19 protein-coding genes are annotated in these 24684 nt (G+C 69.3%); 14 read left to right on the top strand and 5 right to left on the bottom strand.

Going from position 1 to position 24684, the window contains the following annotated elements:
• Positions 1-9 precede the first annotated feature (9 nt).
• From H1Q64_RS24990 to H1Q64_RS25000, 3 genes are all read left to right on the top strand, one after another.
• Positions 10-1773 carry an ABC transporter permease subunit gene (locus H1Q64_RS24990; protein WP_237907191.1) on the top strand — a complete coding sequence of 588 codons (1764 nt, stop codon included), beginning with the start codon at positions 10-12 and terminating at the stop codon, positions 1771-1773.
• A gap of 49 nt (positions 1774-1822) precedes the next feature.
• Positions 1823-2743: a 4-hydroxy-tetrahydrodipicolinate synthase gene (dapA, locus tag H1Q64_RS24995; RefSeq protein WP_237906571.1), complete on the top strand. Its 921-nt coding sequence runs from the start codon at positions 1823-1825 to the stop codon at positions 2741-2743.
• 85 nt (positions 2744-2828) lie between these two features.
• Positions 2829-3725 (top strand): IclR family transcriptional regulator, encoded by an 897-nt coding sequence (locus tag H1Q64_RS25000; RefSeq protein WP_419468857.1) that lies wholly within the window; start codon positions 2829-2831, stop codon positions 3723-3725.
• 5 nt (positions 3726-3730) lie between these two features.
• Here H1Q64_RS25000 and H1Q64_RS25005 read toward each other — a convergent pair whose 3' ends face one another.
• The 5 genes from H1Q64_RS25005 to H1Q64_RS25025 form a co-directional block, all read right to left on the bottom strand.
• Positions 3731-4609, bottom strand: a complete 879-nt coding sequence (locus tag H1Q64_RS25005) for a cation diffusion facilitator family transporter (protein ID WP_237906572.1) — start codon at positions 4607-4609, stop codon at positions 3731-3733.
• Positions 4610-4765: 156 nt separating this feature from the next.
• Positions 4766-5416: a DsbA family protein gene (locus H1Q64_RS25010; protein WP_237906573.1), complete on the bottom strand. Its 651-nt coding sequence runs from the start codon at positions 5414-5416 to the stop codon at positions 4766-4768.
• Between the two features lie 35 nt (positions 5417-5451).
• Positions 5452-5955: a signal peptidase II gene (lspA, locus tag H1Q64_RS25015; RefSeq protein WP_237906574.1), complete on the bottom strand. Its 504-nt coding sequence runs from the start codon at positions 5953-5955 to the stop codon at positions 5452-5454.
• Between the two features lie 41 nt (positions 5956-5996).
• Positions 5997-8192: a heavy metal translocating P-type ATPase gene (locus tag H1Q64_RS25020; RefSeq protein WP_237906575.1), complete on the bottom strand. Its 2196-nt coding sequence runs from the start codon at positions 8190-8192 to the stop codon at positions 5997-5999.
• A gap of 191 nt (positions 8193-8383) precedes the next feature.
• Positions 8384-11665: a PAS domain S-box protein gene (locus H1Q64_RS25025; protein WP_237906576.1), complete on the bottom strand. Its 3282-nt coding sequence runs from the start codon at positions 11663-11665 to the stop codon at positions 8384-8386.
• 312 nt (positions 11666-11977) lie between these two features.
• On the opposite strand from H1Q64_RS25025, the gene H1Q64_RS25030 reads away from it, so the two are divergent.
• From H1Q64_RS25030 to H1Q64_RS25080, 11 genes are all read left to right on the top strand, one after another.
• Positions 11978-13021: a patatin-like phospholipase family protein gene (locus tag H1Q64_RS25030; RefSeq protein WP_237906577.1), complete on the top strand. Its 1044-nt coding sequence runs from the start codon at positions 11978-11980 to the stop codon at positions 13019-13021.
• A 230-nt stretch (positions 13022-13251) separates the two neighbouring features.
• Positions 13252-14271 carry a TRAP transporter substrate-binding protein gene (locus H1Q64_RS25035; protein ID WP_237906578.1) on the top strand — a complete coding sequence of 340 codons (1020 nt, stop codon included), beginning with the start codon at positions 13252-13254 and terminating at the stop codon, positions 14269-14271.
• A gap of 88 nt (positions 14272-14359) precedes the next feature.
• Positions 14360-15541: a mandelate racemase/muconate lactonizing enzyme family protein gene (locus H1Q64_RS25040; protein ID WP_237906579.1), complete on the top strand. Its 1182-nt coding sequence runs from the start codon at positions 14360-14362 to the stop codon at positions 15539-15541.
• A gap of 32 nt (positions 15542-15573) precedes the next feature.
• Positions 15574-16176, top strand: coding sequence for a TRAP transporter small permease (locus H1Q64_RS25045; protein ID WP_237906580.1), 603 nt, complete (start codon positions 15574-15576; stop codon positions 16174-16176).
• A complete protein-coding gene (locus H1Q64_RS25050) occupies positions 16173-17456 on the top strand; it encodes a TRAP transporter large permease (RefSeq protein ID WP_237906581.1) in 1284 nt (427 codons plus the stop codon). The genes H1Q64_RS25045 and H1Q64_RS25050 overlap by 4 nt, the downstream gene beginning before the upstream one ends.
• A 119-nt stretch (positions 17457-17575) precedes the next feature.
• The gene (locus H1Q64_RS25055) at positions 17576-18250 is read left to right on the top strand and encodes a GntR family transcriptional regulator (RefSeq protein ID WP_237906582.1); all 675 of its coding nucleotides are present in this window, start codon (positions 17576-17578) and stop codon (positions 18248-18250) included.
• A gap of 163 nt (positions 18251-18413) precedes the next feature.
• Positions 18414-19007: an RNA polymerase sigma factor gene (locus tag H1Q64_RS25060; protein ID WP_237906583.1), complete on the top strand. Its 594-nt coding sequence runs from the start codon at positions 18414-18416 to the stop codon at positions 19005-19007.
• 20 nt (positions 19008-19027) lie between these two features.
• The gene (locus H1Q64_RS25065) at positions 19028-20068 is read left to right on the top strand and encodes a FecR family protein (RefSeq protein ID WP_237906584.1); all 1041 of its coding nucleotides are present in this window, start codon (positions 19028-19030) and stop codon (positions 20066-20068) included.
• A gap of 164 nt (positions 20069-20232) precedes the next feature.
• Complete coding sequence (locus H1Q64_RS25070) at positions 20233-22758, top strand: TonB-dependent siderophore receptor (RefSeq protein WP_237906585.1); 2526 nt, start codon at positions 20233-20235, stop codon at positions 22756-22758.
• The gene (locus H1Q64_RS25075; RefSeq protein ID WP_237906586.1) at positions 22755-23045 is read left to right on the top strand and encodes a hypothetical protein; all 291 of its coding nucleotides are present in this window, start codon (positions 22755-22757) and stop codon (positions 23043-23045) included. The genes H1Q64_RS25070 and H1Q64_RS25075 overlap by 4 nt, the downstream gene beginning before the upstream one ends.
• Entirely contained in the window at positions 23042-24589 is a 1548-nt protein-coding gene (locus H1Q64_RS25080; RefSeq protein WP_237906587.1) for a PepSY-associated TM helix domain-containing protein, read from the top strand. Before H1Q64_RS25075 ends, H1Q64_RS25080 begins: the two co-directional genes overlap by 4 nt.
• Positions 24590-24684: the final 95 nt, after the last annotated feature.

Raw genomic sequence — 24684 nt, forward strand, 5'->3', positions numbered from 1 at the left:
ATCATGACCATGTCTCACGCCGCTCCACGGCGCGGCGCCCCGCCGGCCTGGCGCAAGCCGGTGCTGATGGGCGCCCCCATCGTCCTGCTCCTCACCGTCTTCCTGGTCCTCCCGGTCGGGCAGCTCCTGGCGCTCAGCGTCTACAACGGCCAGGGCTTCACGCTGGCGCCTTACCAGCAGCTTTTCTCGTCCAGCCTCTACGTCACCGTGCTGTGGATCACGCTGAAGATCTCGCTGGCGACGACGCTGGTCGCGGTGGCCGGGGCCTACCCCATCGCCTACCTGATCTCCATCACCAAGGGGCCGGCGAAGAGCCGTCTGATCTTCTGGGTGCTGCTGGCCTTCTGGACCAGCTTCCTGGTGCGCGCCTTCGCCTGGGTGATCATCCTCGGCCGCAACGGCGTCATCAACGGCACGCTGATGTCGCTGGGCATCATCGACCGGCCCATCGACCTGCTCTATGGCTTCGGCTCGGTGCTGGTCGGCATGGTGCATGCCATGCTGCCGCTGGCGGTGATGACGATGCTGGCGGTGATGGAGAACATCGACCGCACGCTGCCCCGCGCCGCCAGCACGCTCGGCGCGCGTCCCGGCACCGCCTTCTGGACTGTTTATTTCCCACTGTCGCTGCCCGGCGTCGCCGCCGCGGCGATCATGGTCTTCGTGACGGCCATCGGCTTCTTCATCGTGCCGGCCCTGCTCGGCGGGCGGCGCGAGACGATGATCACCCAGCTCATCATCGACCAGATCCAGCAAACGCTGAACTGGGGCCTGGCGGGCGCCATCTCGGTGCTGCTGCTGACGGTGGTGCTGGCGGTGTTCGTCCTCTACGACCGCGTCTTCGGCTTCGCGACGCTGACCGGCGAGACCGCGGGGGCCGCGCACAACCGCGACACCGCCATGCGGCGGCTGGGCGGCCGGGTGCTCGGGCTGCTGGGTGCCGCGAGCGACGCCCTGCTCGGCCTGTTCCCGCGCCGCCGCCCGCGCGGCACCGGCGAGATGCCGTCGGCCGCCCTGCGGACGCTGGTGTGGACGATGCTGGTGCTGATCAGCCTGCCGGCCTTCCTGATGATCCCGCTGTCCTTCGGCAAGGCCGGTCTGGCCTGGCCGCCCACCGGCTTCTCCCTGCAATGGTACGAGCAGCTCTTCCAGTCGCCGCTGTGGATGCAGGCGCTGACCCGCTCGCTGGTGGTGGCCTTCGGCACCGGCCTGCTGTCGATGGCGATCGGCGTGCCGGCGGCCTTCCTGATGGTGCGCAGCCGGATGCGGGGCAAGGGCGCGATGCTGGCCTTCATCCTGTCGCCGGTGATCGTGCCGCGCATGATCATCGCGGTCGGCATGTTCTACCTGTTCGCCCAGATGGGGCTGGTCGGCACCATCCTGGGTCTGGTGATCGGCCACACGGTCGTCGCCGTCCCCTATGTGGTGATGACGATGACGGCGGTGCTGCGCAACTACGACACCCGGCTCGACCTCGCGGCGCAGAGCCTGGGCGCCCGTCCGCTGGCCGCGCTGCGCCACGTCACCTTCCCGATCCTGGGCGCCGGCATGCTGTCGTCCTTCCTGTTCGCCTTCGCCACCTCCTTCGACGAGCTGACCATCTCGCTGTTCTCGTCGGGTGGGCTCAGCGCCACCCTGCCCAAGCAGTTCTGGGACGAGGTGACGCTGCAGGTCTCCCCCGTCATCGCGGCGGTGTCGACCGGTCTCCTCGTCTTCGTCGCGGTGCTGATCTACGCCGCGGACCGGCTGCGCCGGCGCAGCCTGGCCTCCTGATCCGCACCGGAACCGACGCTTCACCTCTTCGCACTTCCAAGGATACATCATGCTCGACGCCACCAAACTCCGCGGCATTCTGCCCGCCACCCCGACGCCGGTGACCGCCGACGGCACCATCGACGTCGCGGCCTCGAAGGCGCTGTTCTCCTGGCTGAACCGCCAGGGGATCGACGGGGTGGTTCCGCTGGGCGGCACCGGCGAGTACGGCGCGCTGGCGCGGGCCGAGCGCAACCGCTTCGCCGCGCTGACGGTCGAGGCGATGGCGGGCAGGAAGCCGGTCATCGCCGGCGTCCTCGACACCGGCTATCACGACGCCCTGGCCGCTGGCCGCGATTTCGCGGCGGCCGGCGTGGACGGCCTTCTGGTCCTGACGCCCTACTACACCAACCCGACCCAGGCCGGCATCCGCGACTACTTCCTGCGCTACGCCGACGAGTCGCCGGTGCCGATCCTGATCTACGAGATCCCCTACCGCACCCGCATCGCCGTCGATCCGGAGGTGCTGCACGAGCTGTCGCGCCACGAGCGGATCGTCGGCATGAAGGCCTGCAACACCGACATGTACCATTTCCTGCGCACCATGGCCGGGCTGGACCCGTCCTTCGCCATGCTGAGCGGCGAGGACACCCTGTTCCCACTGCATGTGGCCGCGGGGGCCAAGGGCGGCATCGTGGTCACGGCCAACCTCCTGCCGCGCGCCTGGCGCCTGGTCTTCGACCTCGCCTCGTCCGGCAAGACCGCCGAAGCGCTGGAGGTCCACCGCACCCTCATCCCGATGATGAACCTCGCCTTCGCCGAGACCAACCCCGGCCCGATGAAGTCGGTGATGGACCTGATCGGCGTGAACGCCCCGGCGATGCTGCCGCCGCTGCGCGAGCCGCGGGCGGAGCTGCGCGAGGCGCTGAAAAGCGAACTGTCGCGCCTCCTGACCACCTATGAAGGGCTGCCGGCCGCCGCGGTGGCCTGAACGGTGGCAACGCTTGCGCGTGGCATCCGGCGCGCCGGATGCTATGCGTAGGCGCACCATGCCGACGACGCGAGGACGAGCACCCATGAAGGCCGGAAAGACCACCAGAACGGGCGGCATGGCGGACGGTATGGCGGGCGGTATGGCGGGCGGCGACGCCCAGCAGGCCGATGCCGCGCCGGCCGTCAAGCCGAAGGCCGACCCGCGCGAGTCGTCGCTGTTCGTCGGCTCGACCGAGAAGACCTTCCAGATCCTGCACGCCTTCGACGGCCCGCACCGGCAGATGCCGCTGTCCGAGATCGCCAAGGCGGCGGGGCTTGACCGCAGCGCCGCCCAGCGGCTGGTCTACACGCTGGAGACGCTGGGCTATCTGCGGCGCGTCCACGGCACGCGCAACTACGCGCTCAGCCCGAAGCTGCTCCAGTTCTCCTACAACTACCTGCGGGCGAACGAACTGATCGAGAAGGCATCGCCCTACCTGCTGGAGATCAGCCGCAGCGTCGGCGAGACCGCCAACCTCCAGGAGCTGGACGGCCACGAGATCGTCTTCGTTGCCCGTTTCCCCGGCCGGCATCTGGTGAACATCGACATCATGGTCGGCAGCCGGCTGCCCGCCTACTTCACCGCGTCGGGCACCGCCATCCTGTCGCGCCTGTCGGAGGAGGAGCGGGAGGAGATCCTGGCCCGCACCGACCTCCGCCCGCTCACCCCCTTCACGGTGAACGACCCCGGCCGGCTGCGCGCCCGCGTCCAGGAGGCGGCGGAAAAAGGCTATGCCGTGGTGACCAACGAGACGGTGATGGGCGACATCTCGGTCGCCGCCGCCATCACCGACGAGCATGGGCACGCGGTCGCCGGCCTGAACATCTCCGTCCCCACCACCCGCTGGACGCCGGAGTCAGCCGAGCAGGAACTCGCCCGGCATGTGCAGGTGGCGGCGACCTCCATTTCCGTCAACAAATTCGCCGGCTATCCGCGGTAGCGGCGTCACCGGTGTCCCTGGTCGGCGTGGGCGCAGCCGCCGTGCTCCAGCTGCACCGTGGCGTGCCGGATGCCGAACCGCTCCTCAAGGATCCGGTTGACGTCGCGCAGCACCCGGTTCCGGTCGGCGCCGTCCTCGACGACCGCGTGCAGGGTCAGCAGGAGACGCTCCGTGTTGAGCGACCAGACATGGACATGGTGGACGTCCGACACCCCGGCGACCTCGCCCAGGGCGGCGCCGACGCTGGCCGCGTCGATGCCCGGCGGGGTGCCTTCGAGGAGGATGTGCCCGGCCTCCTTGGTGATCCTCCAGGCGCTGCGCAGGATGAGCAGGGCGACCACCACCGAAAGGATCGGGTCGATGGGCATCCAGCCGGTCCACAGGATGATCAGAGCGGCGGCGATGGCACCGACCGAGCCGAGAAGATCGCCGAGGACATGGACGGCGGCCCCGCGGACGTTGAGGTTCCCGTCCCCGCCGCGGCTCAGGATCCAGAAGGCGAGGATGTTGACCAGCAGCCCCAGCGTGGCGATGACCAGCATCTGGGGTCCCATCACCTCGACCGGATCGAAGAGACGTCCGACCGCCTCGACGACGATCCACAGCGCGATGGCGAACAGGCTGATCCCGTTGGTGTAGGCGGCCACCACCTGGAAGCGGTGGTAACCGTAGGAGCGCAGCGGGTCGGCCGGGCGGCGGCCCAGGCGGAAGGCGAACCAGGCGAGCGCCAGCGCCGCGAAGTCGGTCAGCATGTGCCCGGCGTCGGCGAGCAGCGCCAGCGAGCCTGAAACGATGCCGCCCACCACCTCGGCCAGCATGAAGCCGCCGGTCAGCAGCATCACCCAGAAGACCTTGCGCTCGCTGCTTTCGGTCACGGTCGGCATGTCGTGGCTGTGGCCCGCTTCGCCATGCCCGTGGTCATGCGTGTGACCGTACCCATGATCGTGCCCATGATCGTGACTGTGATGATGTGCCATGTGTTCAGTCCGATGCCGTGTGTCAGTCCGTGGAACCGTTGAAGCGGGCGCTGCGCCGAGTCATCAGGACGGCGGCAGGAGCGGTCGCAAGGCGTTCAAGAACGCCTCGTAGCTCAGCACCCCCTTGTGCGTCTTGCCGTCGATCACGAAAGACGGGGTCGAATCGATCTGGTGCTTTTCCGCACCGTCAAGGCGCGACTGAAGGATGGCGTCGCTGAGAGCCTGATCGTCCAGACACGCTTGGTAGGTCTCCTTCGGCAATCCCGCCAGCAGGCCGTAGCGGGTCAGGCTTTCACGCGGGTCCTTGGCATGGGACCAGTCGTCCTGCTTGGCGAACAGCACCGACAGGATGGCGAAGTACCGTCCGGGTGGCACGCAGCGGGTCAGGACGGCGGCATCGAGAGCGGCCCGGTCCAGCGGGAAATCCCGGTAGACGATGCGAATCTTGCCGGTGTCGATCAGCTCCTTCTTCACCTGGGGCAGCACCTCGTTGTGGAAGGTGGCGCAGTGGTGGCAGGTGAGGGACGCGTATTCGACGACCTCGACGGGCGCGTCGGGGCTGCCAAGGATGCGCGGGGTCGTCGCCGTCGCGGGGACCTCCGGAGCTGGTGCGGCGGCCGGGGATTGCGCCAGGGCCATGAGGGCGCCGGCCAGCAGGCCGATGGCGCCGAGCAGCGTCACCGCCCGGCGTCGGTTGAACGGAAGGACGGTCATTGTCGTTTTCTCCTCGTTTGCCGGTAAGCTTGCGCTCAGGACTGCTTGTCGGTCTGTCGCGGCCACAGCCCGGAGATCAGCAGCAGCCCGACGCCGCCGGTGATCCCGATGTCGGCGACGTTGAAGGTCGGCCAGTGCCACCCGAAGGCATGAAGGTCGATGAAGTCGGTGACGGCGCCCTGGCGCAGGCGATCCACGACGTTGCCCACCGCACCGCCCGCGATGGCGCCGAAACTTGCCGCCTCGGCGCGGCTGTCCGAGCGGGCGGCCCAGACCACCAGAACCGCGACGACGAGCAGCGCGGCCCCGGAAAGCAGCCAGGGTCCGTAGGCGCTGTCGTTCTCCAGAAGCCCAAAGCTGACGCCGGTGTTGAAGCCGAGCACCAAATTCAGGAAGGGCGCCACCTCGATCAGCCGCGGCGGTTCCAGCAGATGCTCCAGCGCGGCCCATTTGCTGAGCTGGTCAAGGACCAGGACGATGGCACCGATGGCACCCGCCAGTCTCAGGCCGGCGGACGGGGCCGCCCATGTCGTCTTCATGATTCTTTCCTTCAAGCGGATGGCCTTCAAGCGGATGGCCTTCAAGCAGCCGGCTGCGAAGCCGGGAGGCTGCCGCCGTTGCGGCGGAGCAGGCGCAACGCGTTGAGCGTGACGATGATGGTGGCGCCGGTGTCCGCCAGGATGGCCAGCCACAGGTCGGTGACGCCGAACAGCGTCGTCACCAGGAAAATTGCCTTCAGGCCGAGGGCGAAGGCGACGTTCTGATGGATGTTGGCCAGGGTCGCCCGCGACAGGATGACGAGTTCGGCCACCCCCTCGACCCGGTTGCCCAGCAGGGCCGCATCGGCGGTCTCCAGCGCGACGTCGGTGCCGCCGCCCATGGCGATGCCGACGTCGGCGGCGGCCAAGGCCGGACCGTCGTTGACGCCGTCGCCGATCATCGCGACCGTTCCCTGCCCCTTCAGGCCGGCGATCGCGCGCATCTTGTCCTCCGGCAGGAGTTCGGCTTCGACCGCCAGGCCAAGCGTCCGGGCGACCGCCTGTCCAGTGCGGCGGTTGTCGCCGGTCAGCATGACGCTTCGCACGCCGAGCCCGCGCAACGCGGCAATCCCCCGGGCGGCGTCGGGCCGCGGCTCGTCGCGCAGCGCCAGAAGGCCGATGGCCCGTCCGTCCGCCAGGACCGCGGCGACCGTCTTGCCCTCCTCCTCGAAGGCGGCGACGGTGTCGGCGGGCAAGGCCCCGGCGCCGCCCCGCTCGACGGCGTGGCGGGGGGAGCCGACCTCGATCAGGCGCCCGCCGACCACCGCTTGCACCGCCCGCCCCGGAACGGCCTTGCGGTCATGCGCCGGGCGCAGCGGCACGCCGTCCGCCGCCGCGCGCTCCAGGATGGCGCGGGCCAGCGGGTGGGCCGAGCCGTTCTCGACGGTGGCGGCGAGGCCGAGCAGTGTGCGCTCATTTCCGTCGAGCGGAACGATGTCGGTGACCCGCGGTTGCCCCAGGGTCAGCGTGCCGGTCTTGTCAAAGGCGATGGTCCGCACCTTGCCGATCGCCTCCAGCGCGGCACCGCCCTTGATGAGCAGGCCGCGCCGGGCGCCCGCGGCGATCCCGGAGGCGATGGCCGCCGGGGTGGAGAGGACCAGCGCGCAGGGACAACCGATCAGCAGCAGCGCCAAACCACGGTAGATCCAGCTGTGCCAGTCCCCGCCGAAGGCCAGCGGCGGCACCAGGACGGTTAGGACCGACACGGCGATGACGGCGGGTGTGTAGCGGGCGCTGAACCGCTCGATCCAGCGCGCGGTGGGCGATTTGGCGGCCTGCGCCTCCTCGACGAGCTGGACGATGCGGGCAATGGTGTTGTCCGACGCCTTGCGGGTGACGCGGACGCGCAGCACCCCGGTGGCGTTGATGCCGCCGGCGAAGACCGGTGAGCCCACGGCCTTGGCGACCGGCACGGACTCGCCGGTCACCGGGGATTCGTCGATGTCGGACTCGCCTTCCTCCACCACGCCGTCGGCGGACACGCGGTCGCCGGGCCGGACGAGCACGAGCTGCCCGACCTCCAGCCGCTCCACCGGCACCGCGCGGGCGCTCTCCCCCTCGATCAGCAGCGCGGACCGCGGAACCAGCGCCGACAGTGCCCGGATGCCCGACCGGGCGGTTCCGGCGGCGACGCCCTCCAGCAGCTCGCCGATGGCGAAGAGCAGGACGACCACCGCGGCCTCCTCCGTCTCGCCGATGGCGAGCGCGCCCAGGGTCGCCACCGACATCAGCATTTCGATGCTGAAGGGCGAACCGGAGCGGGCGAGCCGGACGGCGCGGCGCCCGAAGACGGCCAGCCCGAACAGGGCAGCGGGCAGCGGCGCGTGATCCGCCACGCCCGGCGCCAGCCAGGACAGCAGATAACCGCCCCCGACCAGCAGCGCGATCAGAATGGCGATACGGCCCCGGCCGGTCTGCCACCAGCGGGGCTCCGGCCGGGCGGCGGGATCAAACGTTTCGCCGCCGCCCTCGGAAATGTGGATCGTATCGGCGGGCTCCACCCCGAAGCCGAGCCCGCGGATCGTCGCCTCGACCGTCGCGCGCGGCGTCGTCGCCTCGTCCAGCGTCAGCCGCAGGATCTGCGAATGGTGGTTGAGCCCGACGCCGGACGCTCCCGGCAGACGGTGCAACGCGGTTTCGATCTTGCCGACGCAGCTCGGGCAATCCATGCCCGCCACCTTGTAGCGCAAGGCCTGCCCGGTGACTGGCGGGGCGGCCTCCATCGTCTCGTCCTGCATGTTCCACTCCGACCGGCGATATGAGGGGCCGCGGTGGGGAAGGACGCGCGGCTGCCTGTCGTGCGCCATCCTGGACCCTGGAGTCACTACAGGGTCAAGAGAGTTTTTTCTTGGTGGGGACGGCGCCGGGATCGTCCGCATGTTGACGGAGGGAGTCTTCCTCCGCCGCCACGGCGCCATGACGGCGGACGCTACCGTGGCGGTGGTTGCGATCGCTTCCTGCGGTTCAGCTCCTCGCGGAAGACCGTCGCCAGATCCTCGATCCGGTAGGGCTTGGACAACACCGGCAGGCCCTCCAGCCCGGCTTGGTTCTCGCTGTAGCCGGTGGTCAGAACCACCGCCAAGTCGGGCAGCAGGGTGCGCGCCGCCCGTGCCAAGGCGATGCCGTCGACCTCGCCCGGCATCACCACGTCGCTGAACAGCAGATCCGTCTCCTCCCCCGTCTGCAAGCGGCGCAAGGCCTCCTCCCCGTTGGCGGCCCGCGTGACCCGATAGCCCAGATTCTCCAGCGCGGCCGTGATGACCGGAGCCACCACGGGATCGTCCTCGACCAGCAGGACGCGGCCGCCGCCGCCGTCCACCACGGACCGCCCTATGGTCCTATCCTCCGCCTGAACCGCCTCGGCGCGCGGCAGCAGCAAGGCCACCGTGGTGCCCTTTCCCACTGCGCTCTCCACCGTGGCGGTCCCGCCCGACTGCCGGCAGAAGCCGTAGACCTGGGCCAGACCGAGCCCGGTGCCCTGGCCCACTGCCTTGGTCGTGAAGAAGGGCTCGAACACGCGCCCGAGCGACTCTGGCGCGATGCCATGGCCGCTGTCCTGGACCCATACCCGCACAAAGTCCCCATGCAGGCCATGCTCGCCCGAGAGCGGGAGGTTGCCGGCGCCGATCACCACCCGTCCGGCCGCCGGAACGGCGTCGCGCGAGTTGGTCGCGAGGTTCAGCACCGCCAGCTCGAACTGCACCGGGTCGGCCATGGCCGGCCACAGCCCGTCCTCCAGGTCGAATTCCAGCTGGATGTCGGCGCGCAGCGCGCGGTCCAGGAAAACGCGCATGCCGAGCAGCCTATCGCGCACGTCGAAGGCTTCCGGCTGCAGGCTCTGACGGCGCGAGAAGGCCATCAGCTGGCGGATCAGGCTGGCTCCACGGTCGACCGCCTGCCGGCCGGCGTCGAGGATCTTCCGGACCCCGGCGACCTCGCCGGCGCGCCGCTCGATCAGGTGGAGGCAGCCCGACATCGCCTGCAGCAGATTGTTGAAATCGTGCGCCATGCCGCCGGTCAATTGTCCGACCGCTTCCATCTTCTGCGACTGGTGAAGCTGCTCCTCGACACGGCGCTGTTCGGTCACGTCGCGTCCCGTCGCCGAAAAGCCACCTTCCAGCGCCGCCACCGACCAGTCGATCAGCCGCTCGGCGCCGTCCGCGGCGCGCATCCGCACTTCGACGTTCGTGACGGTCTCGCCGATGCCCATCGTCGCGTGCACGCGCTGGAACACGCCGTGGTCGTCGGGATGGACGAAGTCGGTGAGGGGGACACGGGCGGTCATGCCCTCGGGATGGCCGAAGGCCCGGTTCCAGGCCGGGTTGGTCAGCGTGACGCATCCCGTTCGATCGGTGATCACGATGAGATCGCGGGAGCTGTGCCACAGCTGGTCGCGTTCGGCGATGGCGGCATCGATGCGCTGTTCCAGCGTGTCGTTCAGCCGCCGCAGCGCCTGGGCGGCCTCGGCCTTGCTCATCGCGGCCCAGGTGCGGTCCGTCACCCCCCGGACGAAGGCGATCTCCTCCTCGCTCCACACGCGCGGCGAATCGTGATGGAGGAAGAAGACGCCCGTCAGCCCGCCTTCTTCCATCAGCGGCACGTTCAGCAGGGCGCGGACGCCAAGCGCCAGAAAGGTACCGCAATCGCCGGCGGTGCGCGGATCACCGGTGATGTCGGCGATGGCGACGACCTCTCCACGCTTCAAATCCTCGATGTAGGAGCCGTAATCGGCGAAGCGATGGCGGCCGGCTGCGCTCACGACCTCCGGAGAGCGGCACCAGTCGCGCTCGACCGTGAGTGCGGAACGGGACGGGTCGGTGGTCCCATAGCCGGTGCGCAGCAACTCCATCGTCCGACCGGCGATTTCGGCGGCGGCGGCGGCGATGCCGGCCGACTCGTCGAGCAGACGCAGGCGGTCGCCGAGTTGGAGAAGAGCGGCCTGATAACGCTCGTTGATCTTGCGCCTGTGGATGTTCAACAGGACTCCGGGAAAGCGCAGGGGGCGACCGGCGTCGTCCTGGGTGACGTGACCGTTGGCCTCGATCCATCGATAGCCGCCGTCGAACTGGCGCACGCGGTATTCCGCGCTGTAGGGCCCTCCGTCGCGCAGCGCCCGGGCGATCAGCGCCTGGACCCGGGGTTCGTCGTCGGGATGGATCGACCGAACGACGTCGGCGAGCCGCAAGCCGCGCTCCATCGCCGCCGGATCGAGGGAGAAGGTGCGGGCGAAGCGGACGTCGCCGGTGAAACGATCCTCCACCAGATCCCACACCCAGGTGCCGAGGACCGCGTCGGCGTCGAGAGCGAGCCGGATGCGCTCGTCGGCTCGCCGCCTCGCCTCCTCCGCCCGTTTGCGTTCGGTGATGTCCATGACCTGGACATAGATGCCGTCGACGGCGCCGTCGGCGGTGCGCCGCGGCAGGTAATGGATGTGGCAGTCCCGCCGCTCCCCGTCCCGGTTCGGCAAAAAGCCCTCATACTCGACCACCTCGCCGCCGAACGCGCGTTCCATCTGGGCGAAGCGGGCCTGATAGGCGGCCTCGCCGATCAGATCGCGCGCGTGCATGCCGATCAACCGCTCGCGCGACACGCCGAACCACGCCTCGTAGAAGCGGTTGGCGAAGCGATAGCGGTGGTCGGGTCCGACGATGGCAACCAGAAGGGGCAGGGCGTCGGCGAGCAGGCGCAATTCGGTGGCCGCCGCGCTGGCCGCATCCTCGGCCAACCGCTGGCCGGTGCGGTCACGGAACACCTTCACATAGCCGATGTGCTCGCCCCGGGTGTTGAGCAGGGGCGTCATCTCTCCCTGGGCGAAGAAGCGGCCGCCCTTGCGCGTGTGCCATCGCTCGTCGGTGGCGTGGCCGTGGGTGCGCGCCAAGGTCATTTCGCGTTCGGGCTGGCCGGCGGCCCGGTCCTCGGCGGTGAAGAAGAGCGTGCCGGCGTCCTGGCCGAGCGCCTCCTCCGCGCTCCAGCCCAGATTGTTGGCCGCACCGGGATTCCAGCCGGTGATGCGGCCCTCCAGATCGGTCGTGACGATGGCATGCTCGCTGGCGCTCTGCACGACGGCGAGCGCCTGATCCGCTTCGAATGGCGCGGGAACGCCGGGGGACAGCCCCAGCCGCGCACGCAGCGTCGCGGCTTCGGCCTGCAAGCGCCCGATGTCCGCCTCGATGGCTCTCAGGGCTTCGATGCCCGCCGCCCGATCCGTCACGCACTCGCCCCTTATCATTCCATCGATGCACGGCACGGCTCCGGAGCATCCGGAACCGGCCGCGACGAGCCTGCCTCAACCAAACCAGCCAGAGAAAAAGTCGGCGCGGTTCATACCATGGAATTCCGGATGGGGAGAATGCCAGGCCTTGCTGGACACCACCGGAGCGTCCATTTCGCAAGTGCGAGACGCTGAAGAACGCAAACAGCCAACGGGAGGGTGATGCTGATGTCTCGATCCGCGGTTTCCGGCCCAGAACCGAGCGCCGTCAAGGCGCCGCCATCCCGCCGCCGCCAGGAAGGGCCCCGGATCGTGCTCGTCCTGGGCGGAGGCAACGCGCTTGGCGCCTACCACGCCGGAGCCTACGAGCAGCTGCACAGCCGTGGCGTCCAGCCGGACTGGATCATCGGCGCCTCCATCGGCGCGATCATCGGAGCGATCCTGGCCGGGAATCCCCCCGGGCGACGCCTCGAACGCCTTCGCCAGTTCTGGCGGGAGGCGACCCTCCACACCTCCGGGCTGCTGCCCCACAGCCATGCGAAGGCCCGGCAAGTCTACAACGGCGCCCATGCCGTCATGGCCACGCTCTTCGGACGGCCCAGCATCTTCCGGCACCGCTTCCCCGGCTTGTGGTCGGTGCTCCCCTGGGTGCCCAACGACGTGGCGCTCTACGATCAGTCCCCGTTGCGGGACACCCTTGAGCGCCTGATCGACTTCGACCTGCTCAACCGCGCCGAGGTCCGCTTTTCCGCCGGCTGCATCGACATCGAAACCGGAGACGAGGTTTATTTCGACAGCAACCGGGACGAGATCCGGCCCGAACACATCATGGCGAGCGCCGCCATCACCCCGGCCTTTTCGCCGGTGGAGATCGATGGCCGCCTGTTCTGCGACCCCGGCTACACCAACAATCTGCCGCTCGACCTGCCCTTTATGGAGCCGCTCGACCGGGACATCCTCTGCTTCGCTGTCGAGCTTTTCAGCTTGCGCAGCGCCCGACCGGCCTCGCTGGACGCCGTTCTGGAGCGCACCAACGACCTGCTGTTCGCCAGCCACGCCCGCCGGAGCGTGCAGGCGCTGCAGCGGGAGTTCGCCTTGCGCGAGAGGATCGAGCCGGAGGGAGCGACCGCCACGCTGATCCACATGGCCTATCAGGCGGCGAGCCACGAGCTTGCGGCCAAGGGATTCGACTTCTCGCCATCGTCCATCGCGGACCGCTGGGCCGCTGGCCGGCGGGATATGGACAGCGGCTTGGCCCTGCTGGACGGCGCCAGGAAAGACACCCACCGCTTCCGGTACGCCGCGGTGGATTCGGAGGCGGCGCTCGCCGCTGCGGAAGGCGGTGCGGCGCCCTGACGCCGGATCGAGACGGCACCGCGCCGCAAGAGGACGCTCACCTCCTGCCTTGATCGTTCCAACGCCACGTAGCGGCACCGACCACTCGCCCGTCGACAATTGGGCGGTTCGAATTCGCACGCAAATGGCCTTGCTAATGCCTGATGCATCAGGCATTGTGCGCGTCATCAACCTTTTGGGTCCGGCACAGAACCGTGACCCTGAAAAATGCGGATCGGAGGAGCGCCCCTATGAACGTCGATAAACTGTCCATCGTCCTGACGGTCGCCGTGGCGGCGCTGTTCGCCGCGGTCCCGGCCAAGGCGCAGACCGCGGAGCGCACCATGCGCCTCTCAGCCGCCGTCGCTCAGGACCACCCCTTCGCCGCCGGGGTTTCGGCGCTGACCGCCTGCGCGGCCGACAAGTCCGGCGGGAAGATGAAGATCCAGAGCTTCTGGAACGCCGCGCTGGGCAGCGACATGCAGGCCGTGCAGCTCGTGCGCGGCGGCTCGCTGGACATGGTGGTGGCCTCCACCTCGCCGCTCGCCTCGCTGGTGCCGGCTATGGGCGTCTTCGACCTGCCCTTCCTGTTCGAGAACGAGAAGGAGGCCGACCGCATCCTCGACGGCGCCGTCGGCAAGCAACTGTCCGAAAAGCTCCAGGGCGTCGGGCTGGTCAATCTCGCCTACTGGGAGAACGGGTTCCGCAACCTCACCAACTCTCGCCGGCCCATCCAGAAATGGGAGGATCTGGGCGGCACCAAGATCCGCGTGATGCAGAATCCGGTGTTCATGGACACCTTCTCCACGCTGGGCGCCAACGCCGTCCCGATGGCCTTCAGCGAGCTGTTCACGGCGCTGGAGACCCGCGCGGTCGACGGGCAGGAGAACCCCTACGCCAACATCGAGACCGGCAAGTTCTACGAAGCGCAGAAGTACCTGTCGGTCACCAACCACGCCTATACGCCGGCGGTGATCCTCTACTCCAAGAAGATCTGGGACGGTCTGTCGCCCGCCGAGCGGGACGTGCTGCAGTCCTGCGCCGCGGTGGCCCGCACCGAGGAGCGCCGGGTGAACCGCGAGCAGTCTGACAAGTCGCTGGCCCGCCTGAAGGAGCTCGGCATGCAGGTGAACGAGCTGTCCGCCGAGGAGCGCAAGCGCATGCTCCAGAAGGTGGCGCCGGTCTATGAAAAGCACGCCGCGACAATCGGTGCCGAGACGATGACCCTGCTGCAATCCGAACTCGCCCAGCTCCGCAAGGCCAACCCGTAACGCACGCCCTGTGCTCCGCGGGCGGGCCGCGAGTCCGCCCGTGGGTCCGCGCGCCCGTCCGACGCCCGATCTCCCCGTGGGAACCCCGATGCTCATCAAAAAGATCGACACCTTCATCCTGAAGACTCCGCTGAACGCGAAGACCTTCTATTCCTCCCAGGCGGCTTTCCCAGAGCGCAACAGCCTGCTGGTCCGCATCACCACCGACGACGGTCTGGTCGGTTGGGGCGAGGGCGGGCAGTACGGCCCGGCGGAACCGCCGGAAAGCTGCATCATCGACGTGCTGGCCCCCCGGCTGATCGGCCGCCGCGCCGACCAGCCGGTGCGGGTCTTCGAGGATCTCTATTCCTTCTGCCGCGACTTCGGCCAGAAGGGCACCTACATCGAGGCGCTGAGCGCCATCGACATCGCGCTGTGGGACCTGTGGGGCAAGTCGCTGAACCGGCCGGTGCACGCGCTGATGGGCGGCGCCTTCCGCGACAAGGTCGCTGCCTACGGCACCGGCTGCTACTACCCGGATTATTTCCGCGACACGCCACGCATGATGGCGGCGCTGGCCGAGGAGGCGCAGCGCTACCGCGAGGCCGGACTGCCGGCGATCAAGATCAAGATCGGCCTGCTGCCGATCGCCCAGGACATCGAGCGGGTGGCGCTGGTCCGCGACGTGCTGGGACCGGACACCCTGATCATGGTTGACGCCAACCACGCCTACAACACGGCGGGCGCCATCCGGATCGGGCGGGCGCTTGAGCGGTTCGACGTCCGCTGGTTCGAGGAGCCGGTGCCGCCGGAGGACCGCCAGGGCTACCGCCGCGTGCGCGATTCCATCGACGTGCCCATCGCGGGCGGCGAGTGCGAATACACCCGCTACGGCTTCCGGGAACTGCTGGCCGGGGGCTGCATCGACATCGCCCAGCCGGACCTCTGCTGCGCCGGCGGCTTCACCGAATGGCAGAAGATCCTGGCCCTGACCACCGCCCACGGCGTGATGACCGTCCCGCACATCTGGGGGTCCGGCATCGCGCTCGCCGCGGCGCTCCAGGCGCTGGCGACGGCGCCGCTGGTTCCCTACACGGCGCTCGGCGTGCCGCTGCAGAACGAGCCGATGGTGGAGTTCGACCGCACCCACAACCCGCTGCGCGACGACCTGCTGACCGACAACTTCACGCTGGTGGACGGCGGGCTTGCCGTGCCCGGCGGTCCGGGCCTGGGCGTGGAGGTCGATCCCGGCCAGCTCGCCCGCTACACCGTGCGGTCGCGCAGCGCGTGACCGGGTTGGAGACGTCCTGCCGGAGATCCGTGATGTGGAACGGCACCCTCTTCTTCAGAATCCTCGACGGCATCCTGGTGGTGTGCATCGCCGCCATGCTGGTCATGGTGTTCGGCAACGTCGTGCTGCGCGCCGTCTTCAACAGCGGCATCGACGTGTCGGAGGAGCTTCCACGCTTCCTGTTCGTGTGGATGACCTTCATCGGCGCCGTGATCGGCTTCCGTGAAGGAGCGCATTTCGGCGTGGATGCCCTGGTCCGCCTGCTGCCGCGCGCCGGCAAGAAGGTCTGCTGGGCGATCAATCAGGTTATCATGCTGGTCTGCTGCGCGGTCATCGTCCAGGGCACGCTGCTCCAGCACGATCTGAACGCGACGAACCACGCCCCGGTGACCGGCCTGTCGATGATCTGGGTGTTCGGCGTCACCTACCTGACCGGCGGGGTGATCGGGCTGATGTGCATCGTGAACCTCGTCCGGCTGGCGCTCGGCAAGGTCGGCGACGACGAGCTGATCCAGGTCGAGGAGGAGGGCATGGGCGAGGTGGACCCGAACCGGCTCAAGGGACCCGGCACATTGCCCGGCACCCTGCCCGGCCCGCTCGCGAGCCCGAAGACGCTGAAGGAAACGGCGCCGTGACCATCTTCATCTTCGTCGGCAGCCTTCTGGGCGCGATGGCGCTGGGGCTGCCCGTCGCCTTCGCGCTGATCGTCTCCGGCCTCGCTTTGATGGCCTTCATGGGGATGCTCGACCCCCAGATTGTCGTGCAGAGCATGTGGGACGGCGCCAACAGCTTCCCGCTGCTTGCCGTGCCCTTCTTCATGCTGGCCGGCGAGTTCATGAACGCCGGCGGCATGTCCCGGCGCATCATCGCCATGGCGATGGCCTGGGTCGGCCACCTGCGCGGCGGGCTGGGGTTCGTCGCGGTGTTCGCGGCGATCCTGATGGCCTCGCTGTCCGGCTCGGCGGTGGCGGACACGGCGGCTCTCGCCTCCATCCTGCTGCCGATGATGCGGCAGGCGGGCTACGACATCCACCGCTCCGGCGGGCTGATCGCGGCGGGCGGCATCATCGCGCCGGTCATTCCGCCGTCGATCGGCATGATCCTGTACGGCGTCGCCGGGCAGGTCTCGATCACCAAGCTGTTCCTGGCCGGCATCGTGCCGGGAATCATGATGGGCGTGGCGCTTCTGGTCACCTGGTGGTGGCTGGCCCGCCGCGAGATCCTGACCACGCCGCCCAAGGTTCCGCTGCGCGAGCGGCTGCGGCTGACCGCCGACGCCTTCTGGGCGATGCTGCTTCCGGTGGTCATCATCGGCGGGCTGAAGACCGGTGTCTTCACGCCGACCGAGGCGGCGGTGGTCGCCGCGGTCTACGCCATGTTCGTCGGGCTGGTCATCTACCGCGAACTGAAGATCGCCGACCTGTACGGTCTGATGCTGTCCGCGGCAAAGACGACGGCTGTGGTGATGTTCCTGGTGGCGGCGGCGGGCATCTCCGCCTGGCTGATCACCGCGTCCAACATCCCGGCCCAGCTCGCCGATCTGCTGGCCCCGGTGATGGACAACCGGCTTCTGCTGATGGTCGCGCTGATGGTCATCGTGCTGATCGTCGGCACCGCGCTGGACTTCGCGCCGACCATCCTGCTGATGGTTCCCGTGCTGATGCCGATCATCAAACAGGCGGGCATCGACCCGGTCTACTTCGGCGTCCTCTTCATCATGAACAACGCCATCGGCCTGATCACCCCGCCGGTCGGCACGGTGCTGAACGTGGTCTGCGGCGTCGGACGCATGTCGATGTCGAACCTGATGAAGGGCGTCGGCCCCTTCCTGCTGGCGCAGACCGCCGTGCTGTTCCTGCTGGTGCTGTTCCCGGAGCTGGTGATGGCGCCGCTCGCCTGGTTCACGGCGCGGTGACGGCCCCCGATGCCCCAGGGACGTGAAGGCGGGTTTGAAGGCGGGGGAGGCGCGGTGTTAAAATGTCGGACCTGACGCGGCGCCTCCGTCTGCGGCGATTCACTGAGGAACGGTCTTCCATGCTCGACGGCAGCGGTCCCCTCGACACGGCCTCCATCGGCGAGCAGGTCACCGAGCGGCTGAGGAGCGAGATCATCTCCGGCCGGCTGGCGCCGGGATCGCGGCTGATGCTGGACCAGTACAAGGCGCTGTGGAACATCAGCATCACGCCGCTGCGCGACGCCGCCAAACGGCTGGAGGCGGACGGGCTGGTCCACATCTACCCGCGGCGCGGCATCTTCGTGGCGGAGATCGATCGCAACGCCCTGATGGAGGTGTTCCAGCTCCGCATCGCCCTGGAGCCGCTGGTGACGGAGCTGGCCACCCCCCATGCTCCGGAGGCGGAGGTGGAGGCGATGACCGAAGCCTACATCGCCGCTGGCCGGCCCGCTCCGGAGGAGGAGCGGCAGGCCCGCCTGCAGGAGGTGGACGAGGTCATCCACGACTTCGTGCTGGCCCACTGCCCCAACCAGCGGCTGGCCCGCATCATGGCGACGCTGAGGGACTCGGTAGCCTGGTGCCGGAACGCGGTGATCGAGAAGGTGCCGAACGCCTTCGATCCTTCGCTGGAGGAGCACATCGCCATCTGCAAGGCGCTGCGCGCCAAGGACGCCGAGGCGGCGGCGGCGGCGATGCGCGACCACCTGATCGCCACCCGCGACCGCACGTTGAAGGCCATGGAGGGTCGCTCATAGACGATAGCAGGGCCGCCGATCATTGCGAATGATACGCATTCTAATTATAATGCGCCGTCATGCACCGGCCATGGCGTGGCCAAGCCGGTTGTCTGTGGAGGAACGGGGCTGGCCATGCCCGATCAGCATCGCACGAAGGCACCGGTTCCTGGCTTGGTGGCGCATGGTTGACACCGCCAAGCCGACGCTCGACGCCGTTTTCATCGGACACCGTGGGGCTCTTGTCCGGCTGTTGGCCCGCATGGTCGGCAGCGCCGCCACTGCCGAGGATCTGGCACAGGAGGCCTATCTCAAGGTGCGGGCGGCGGAACGCGACCGGCCGGTGGATTATCCGGCGCCTTTCCTGTTCCAGACGGCGCGCAATCTGGCCCTCGACCATTTGCGGCGGGAGCGCCGGAACGCCGTCGTCGTGACTCAGGACATCACCCCCGAGGGCCTGGAGGCGGTCGCCGCCCCCCTGCCCTCCCCGGAAACCGAGGCCGGCGACCGCCAGCGGCTGGCCCGCATGGAGACCGCGCTGGCGGCTTTGAGCGAGCGGCAGCGCCGCATCCTTCTGCTGAACCGGATGGAGGGCTTGTCCCACGCGCAGATCGCCGAACGGCTCGACGTCTCGGTCAGCACGGTGCAAAAGGACCTGAAGACCGCCCTGCTCGCCTGCCTGGAGGTTTTCGCCCGGCTTGATCGTGAAGGCCGGCCCGATCGTGAAGGGTTGCGGGTTTCCGCCGGCTCGAACGTCTTACAAGGTGAAAGACCGTGACGGCACCACACGCGGGTCCCATGCCTGACGACACCGACCCCTCCCTGCCGCTGGAGCAGGCGCTCGACTGGTTCATCCGTCTGCAGGCGGAGGACGCGGACGAGGAGTGCCGCCAAGCCTGCGCCGCCTGGTGCGCCGCCCACCCCCGCAATGCCCGCGCCTGGGACCTGGCGCAGGCCATGTGGGCCTCGCCGCTCCTGACCGACGCGCTGGTGGCAACCGCGGCTCCGGACGTTGTGCCGGAACCCCACGCACCGGCGCCCAAACCGCCGGAAACGATTCGCTGGCCCACCGCCGGAGCGTCTGCCCGCGACCGAACCCGATCGCGCGCCCAGCTCCGCCATCCGGTGCGACGGCGCACAATGGCGTGGGCGGCGGCGGTGACGGTGGCGGTCGGGCTGGGCTGGGCCGCCGACCTGCCGTTGCGTCTGCAGGCCGATCATCGCACCGTAACCGGCGTTCAGGAGCGTGTGATGCTGGCCGACGGATCGCAGGTGCTGATGGACACCGGCACGGCGCTGGCCACCGACATCGTGGGCAGCGAGCGGCGGACCCGGTTGCTGCGCGGGGCCGCCTTCTTCGAGGTAACGCCCGACCCCGCCCGTCCCTTCCGGGTCTCCGCCGGTTCCGCCGTCGTGACCGTGGTCGGCACCGCCTTCGCCGTCCGTTATCTGGACAACCGGGTGACGGTGACGGTGCGCCACGGCACCGTGGACGTGGCGCGTCCCGACGGTCCCGCCGTCCGCCTGCGCGCGGGCGAGGAGGTGGTGGTCACCGCGTCGGGAGTCGGCGCCGGGCATCCCGCCGACCTGTCGGCGGCGCTCGGCTGGGTCGATGGCCGGCTGGTCTTCGAGGACCGCCCCCTGCGCGAGGTTCTGGAGGAGCTGGACCGCTATTATCCGGGCCTGATCGTGGTTCCCGATTCCCTTGCCGACCGGCGGATCACCGGGAATTACCGGCTGGACGATCCGGTGCGGACGGCGACGGCCCTGGCCGGGCTGGTGCGGGCCGAGACCCTGCGGCTGTCCGACGCCCTGCTGATCCTGCGCCCGCGCCCCTGATCCGCCGGTTTTCCCCTCCACCCGCGCCAAGCCCCGAAAAAAATTTCTGCTTTTCGCGATCCCCGAACGTCAGGTCGACACGGCTTTTAGGAATGCGTCGCAATTGCAATTAGCGGCGCCGGTCCGGCCGGTTGAGACGTCGCGATCATGGGGAAAGCGTTACGATGGGTGCGGGGATCACGGATAAGGGTGCACGGGGGCGTCGGGGGACGGCCCTGCTGCGGGCGGTGCTGCTGTCGTCGGCGGTGACCGGATTGGGCATGGCGGGGGGCGCGTCGGGAAGCATCGCCCTGGCGGCGCCGGCGAAGAGCGGCGGGCAGGTGGCTGGCGGGCAGGTGGCCCAGGCCTCCGGTCAGATGGGAGGACAAACGGCGGGGCAGCGGTTCGACATCGCCCCGCAGGGGCTGGTCACGGCCCTCAACGCCTTCAGCACGGTCAGCGGATGGGAGGTCGGCTTCCCGGCCGAGGTGGCGCGCGGCCTGTCCTCGCCCGGCGTGTCGGGAACCATGAGCGCCGACGAGGCGCTGCGCCGCCTGCTGTCCGGCACCGGCGTGTCGTACCAGATGACCGGCCCCGGCCGCGCCGTGCTGTCGCGGCCGCAGACCGGCGAGACGGTGCTGGACCCGGTGACCGTCGAAGGCACGCGCGAGCGGGCGACCGGCCCGGTCATGGGCTACGCCGCCCGCCAGAGCGCCACCGCCACCAAGACCGACACGCCGATCCTGGAAACGCCGCAGTCGATCTCCGTCGTCACCCGCGACCAGATGGACGCCCAGGCGGTGCGGAGTCTGGCCGACGTCCTGAACTACACCTCCGGCGTCACAACCGCCCGCAACGGCGGCTCCTCCTCCTTCGGCGGCGACGGCATCTCGGTGCGCGGCTTCGGCGGCAACGGCACCACCGGCGTGTCCTTCAACGAATATCTCGACGGGCTGCGGCTGAAGGGCAGCGGCTTCCTGACCTCCGGCATCGACCCGTACCTGTTCGAGCGGGTCGAGGTGCTGAAGGGCCCGGCCTCGGTGCTGTTCGGCCAGACCAGCCCCGGCGGTCTGGTCAACATGGTGACCAAGCAGCCCTCCCCCGACGCTCGGCATGAAATCCTGCTGCAGGCCGGCAACCAGGGCCGCAAGCAGGCCGCGCTGGACGTCGGCGGCGACGTGACCGGCGACGGTCGGCTCTCCTACCGGTTCGCCGGCGTCGCGCTGGACACCGACACCCAGACCGACATCGCGGAGCGCCGCCGGCTGGCCGCCGCCCCGACCGTGACCATCCGGCCGACCGACGACACCAGCCTGACCCTGATCGGCCTCTACCAGCGCGACAATTACGACGATTCGCCGCTGAACTACCTGCCGGCCCAGGGCACCGTGCTGCCCAACCCCAACGGCACGCTGCCGACCAAGCTCTTCACGGGCGATCCCAACTTCAACACCTGGGACCGCAAGACCATGAGCGTCGGCTATCGCTTCGAACACCGGTTCGACGAGCGCTGGACGGTGCGGCAAAACGCCCGCTACCTGCACAACGACCTCGACCTCAAGCAGGTCTACGCGTCCGGCCTGCTGCCCGACCTGCGCACCACGCGGCGCACCACCTTCTCGGCCCGCGAGCGCGCCCACGACCTGACCATCGACAACCAGCTCCAGGTGACCGTCGACACCGGCCCGCTGCGCCACACCATGCTGGCCGGCGTCGACCACCAGCGGCTGAGGAGCGACACGCTGCGTGGGCAGGCGGCGGCGCCGAACCTCGACCTGTTCAACCCGGTCTACGGGCTGCCGATCGCCACCCCGCCGATCTACCAGAGCACCGCCACCCGCATCACCCAGACCGGCATCTACGCCCAGGACCAGATCAAGTGGGGCGGGCTCGCCGTCCTGCTGGGCGGGCGCAAGGACTGGGCCGAGACGCAGCAGCGCAACCGGCTGAACCAGGGGCGGACGTCGCAGCAGGACGACGCCTTCACCGGCCGCGTCGGCGCACTCTATCTGTTCGACAATGGCTTGGCGCCCTACGCCAGCTATTCGGAATCCTTCGAGCCGACCTCCGGCAGCGATTTCTTCGGCAACCCGTTCGAGCCGACCACCGGCCAGCAGTACGAGGCCGGTCTGAAATACGAGCCGCCGGGCTCCGGCAGCCTGTTCACCCTGTCGGCCTTCACCATCACCCAGCAGAACGTCACCACCGCCGACCCGCTGCACACCAACTACAACATCCAGACCGGCGAGGTCCGTTCCCGCGGCTTCGAGGCGGAGGCGCGTGTCAGCCTCGCCGCCGGACTGAACGCGGTGGCCAGCTACACCTTCCTCGACGCCGAGGTGACGAAGAGCAACGGCGCCGACCGCGGCAAGCGGCCGGTCGCCGTGCCGACCCATTCGGCCTCGGCCTGGGGCGACTACACGGTGCAGGACGGCCCGCTGGCCGGCCTGGGCGGCGGGCTCGGCCTGCGCTACGTCGGCTTCACCTACGGCGATCCGGCCAACAGCTTCAAGGTGCCGGCCCACACGCTGGTCGACGCCGCCCTGCGCTACGACCTGTCCTATCTGAACCCGCAGCTTCAGGGCATTCAGGCGGCGATCAACGCCAGCAACCTCTTCGACAAGGAGTATGTCGCGGCCTGCTCGCGGGCGACCAACTGCTACTACGGCCTGCGCCGCACCGTGATCGGCTCGCTGAAGTATTCCTGGTGACGCGAAAGACCGAGATCGCGCTGCGGGTCGTGACCGCCGTCGGCGGCGGCTACGCCCTGGCGGCGGGAACGGCGGCGGCGCTGTCCCTGGCGCTGCCGGCCGTGCAGGACCGGGCGGAGGCGGTGCTGACCGCCACCATGGCGGCGCTGCTGCCCTGCGTCCTGACCGTGGTGATGGTGTTCGCCGCGGCCAGCGCCCTGCGCGCCCTTGCCTGGACCGCCGGCCTGACGGCGGCACTCTGGGCGGCGGTCTCACTGTTGAAAAGCATGACGGGAACCGGGGTATGAACGGCAGTTTTCGCCTGTCGATGACGTGGCTGCACAATTGGGGCGGGCTGGTGGTCGGCTGGCTGCTGTTCTGCGTCTTCCTGACCGGAACCACCGCTTATGCCCGCTTCGAGATCACCCGCTGGATGCAGCCCGAGCGGGTCGAAGCGACCAACAGCCCCGACGCGGCGGCGGCGGCGATCACCACCCTGTCGCGCGAGGCTCCGCAGGCCCGCCGCTGGCTGATCACGCTGCCGGACGAGCGGCGGACCGCGACCCAGGTCTATGTCTACAACCCGCCGGGGATACAGCCTGCCTTCCGCAAGCTGGCGCTGGAGCCGGCGGACGGGCGCCCCTTGCAGGCGCGGGCGACCTTCGGCGGCGATTTCCTCTATTACTTCCACTTCGACCTGCGCGTTCCCGGCCTGGTCGGGCGCTATCTGATCGGCGCCGCCGGGGTGGCCCTGCTGGTGGCGCTGATCACCGGCTTCGTGATCCACCGGCGGGTCTTCTGGGATTTCTTCGCCTTCCGCCCCAACCGCTCGCGCACGCGGCTGTGGATGGACGTGCACAACGCCCTGGGCATCATCGTGCTTCCCTACCACGCGCTGATCACCGTGACCGGGCTGGTGCCGTTGATGATACTCTACATGCCCTGGGGCCTGCAGGCGGCCTTCGGTGACCGGCCGGCCGCATTCAACACCGCCGTTTACGCCGAACCGGTGCCGCCGGCCCCCGCGGGACGGGCCGCCCCCCTGACCGCCATCGCGCCGCTGCTGGCGGAGGCGGAGCGGCAGTGGGACGGTGGGCGGCCGGGATGGATCGTCATCGACAACCCGGGCGACGACGCCGCCACCATCCTTCTCAAGCGCACCGACTCCGACCGGGTGGTGATCACGGCGGAAGCCATCCTGTTCGACGGCACGACCGGCGCGGTGCGCACGGTCTGGGAGGGGACGGGCGGGGCCGCCGCGACGCGGGCCGGCGCCTACGGCCTGCACATGATGCGCTTCGCCGACACGCCGCTGCGGCTGGCGATGATCCTGTGCGGGCTGGCCGGCACCGCGATGATCGGCACCGGGCAGGTCTACTGGATCATCAAGCGGCGCAAGCGGGAGGCCACCCCGTCCTTCGGCCTGCGGCTGGCCGACGGCGCCAATCTGGCGGTGATGGTCGGGCTGCCCATCGCCATCGCCGCCTATTTCTGGGCCAACCGGCTGCTGCCCGCTGGTCTGGCCGGTCGGGAGACCTTGGAGGCCGTCGCTTTCTTCGCCGCGTGGTTTCTGGCGGCCCTGCACCCGGCGCTGCGCGGTGCCCAGCGGGCCTGGGGCGAGCAGCTGGCGACGGCGGCTCTGCTGTGGACCGCTCTGCCGCTGATGAATGCCCTGACCAGCGAGGCCCATCTCGGGGTGACGCTTGCGCGCGGGCTGTGGGGTGTGGCCGGCATCGACCTGTCCGCCCTGGCGACCGGCGCCCTGTTCGCGCTGTTGGCCTGGCGCCGCCTCCGTGCGGCACCCCGTGGCGTCGACCGTCCGCAGGGGGCGCTGGCGCGCCGTGGTCTCTGACCTTCCCTTGGGAGGATGATCACCGGACGGCGTGACGATTGAGCGCGAGGGCGATCGGCTCCGACAGGCCGGTGAAGGTGCCGAACGTCAGGAAG

It is taken from the genome of Azospirillum brasilense (assembly GCF_022023855.1).
Classification (GTDB): Bacteria; Pseudomonadota; Alphaproteobacteria; order Azospirillales; family Azospirillaceae; genus Azospirillum; species Azospirillum brasilense_F.

Bases quoted from the DNA above. Each gene is read 5' to 3' on its own strand.
- H1Q64_RS25070 (WP_237906585.1), top strand. From the start codon at position 20,233: ATGGGTGCGGGGATCACGGATAAGGGTGCACGGGGGCGTCGGGGGACG.
- H1Q64_RS25065 (WP_237906584.1), top strand. From the start codon at position 19,028: ATGCCTGACGACACCGACCCCTCCCTGCCGCTGGAGCAGGCGCTCGAC.
- H1Q64_RS25060 (WP_237906583.1), top strand. From the start codon at position 18,414: ATGGTTGACACCGCCAAGCCGACGCTCGACGCCGTTTTCATCGGACAC.
- H1Q64_RS25045 (WP_237906580.1), top strand. From the start codon at position 15,574: ATGTGGAACGGCACCCTCTTCTTCAGAATCCTCGACGGCATCCTGGTG.
- H1Q64_RS25020 (WP_237906575.1), bottom strand. From the start codon at position 8,192: ATGCAGGACGAGACGATGGAGGCCGCCCCGCCAGTCACCGGGCAGGCC.
- H1Q64_RS25040 (WP_237906579.1), top strand. From the start codon at position 14,360: ATGCTCATCAAAAAGATCGACACCTTCATCCTGAAGACTCCGCTGAAC.
- H1Q64_RS25000 (WP_419468857.1), top strand. From the start codon at position 2,829: ATGAAGGCCGGAAAGACCACCAGAACGGGCGGCATGGCGGACGGTATG.
- H1Q64_RS25010 (WP_237906573.1), bottom strand. From the start codon at position 5,416: ATGACCGTCCTTCCGTTCAACCGACGCCGGGCGGTGACGCTGCTCGGC.
- dapA (WP_237906571.1), top strand. From the start codon at position 1,823: ATGCTCGACGCCACCAAACTCCGCGGCATTCTGCCCGCCACCCCGACG.
- H1Q64_RS25005 (WP_237906572.1), bottom strand. From the start codon at position 4,609: ATGCCGACCGTGACCGAAAGCAGCGAGCGCAAGGTCTTCTGGGTGATG.
- H1Q64_RS25035 (WP_237906578.1), top strand. From the start codon at position 13,252: ATGAACGTCGATAAACTGTCCATCGTCCTGACGGTCGCCGTGGCGGCG.
- lspA (WP_237906574.1), bottom strand. From the start codon at position 5,955: ATGAAGACGACATGGGCGGCCCCGTCCGCCGGCCTGAGACTGGCGGGT.
- H1Q64_RS25080 (WP_237906587.1), top strand. From the start codon at position 23,042: ATGAACGGCAGTTTTCGCCTGTCGATGACGTGGCTGCACAATTGGGGC.
- H1Q64_RS24990 (WP_237907191.1), top strand. From the start codon at position 10: ATGTCTCACGCCGCTCCACGGCGCGGCGCCCCGCCGGCCTGGCGCAAG.
- H1Q64_RS25055 (WP_237906582.1), top strand. From the start codon at position 17,576: ATGCTCGACGGCAGCGGTCCCCTCGACACGGCCTCCATCGGCGAGCAG.